Below are 584 nucleotides of genomic sequence, written 5' to 3'. Positions count from 1 at the left end.
AGCTGCCGAGCATCGGGCTGTTCGCAATCGTCGCCGCGCCCGCGCACCCCTACCTGGTGGTGACCGATCCGCGGTTCACCGACTACGGCAACTTCGTGTCGAGCGATTACCTGCTGGGGCTGCTGGGGCTGGACCCGGCGCGGGTGGACAAGCGCGTGGGCGACGGCTTCTACGAGGCCCGCCTGCTGCGCGAGCAGGTGCTGAAGGCGACGGGGCGCACCTTGCTCGCAGAACACACGCAAGCGGATGACGAGTTCAAGGCGCTGATGGCCTCGGGCGCACGCTACGCGCGGGCGTTCCAGTTGCGCGTGGGCGTGGCGCTGACCGCAGCGCAGATGAAGGCGCTCACCAGCGACATCGTCTGGCTGGTCAGGCAGACCGTGACGCTGGCCGACGGCAGCACGCAGGAGGTGCTGGTGCCCAAGCTCTACCTCGCGCATGGCCGTCGAGTGCGGCTCGACGCCACCGGCGCCGTGACGGGGGGCGCGATGATAAGCGGCCACGACGTGCTGATCGAGGCGCAGGACGCGCTGACCAACAGCGGCCGGATCGCGGGCGATACAAACGTGAACGTCGCCGCGCGC

1 protein-coding gene is annotated in these 584 nt (G+C 69.7%); it reads left to right on the top strand.

Annotation, left to right across the window (positions count from 1 at the left end; translation table 11 throughout):
- Nucleotides 1–584 (top strand): S-layer family protein (locus tag PTE30175_RS28435; RefSeq protein ID WP_191629260.1); only part of this gene is annotated, 584 nt, incomplete at both ends.

This window comes from Pandoraea terrae (genome assembly GCF_902459695.1).
Lineage (GTDB): Bacteria > Pseudomonadota > Gammaproteobacteria > Burkholderiales > Burkholderiaceae > Pandoraea > Pandoraea terrae.
Note: the sequence above shows the minus strand (reverse complement) of the source record. Positions and strands in the feature narration are given on the sequence as shown.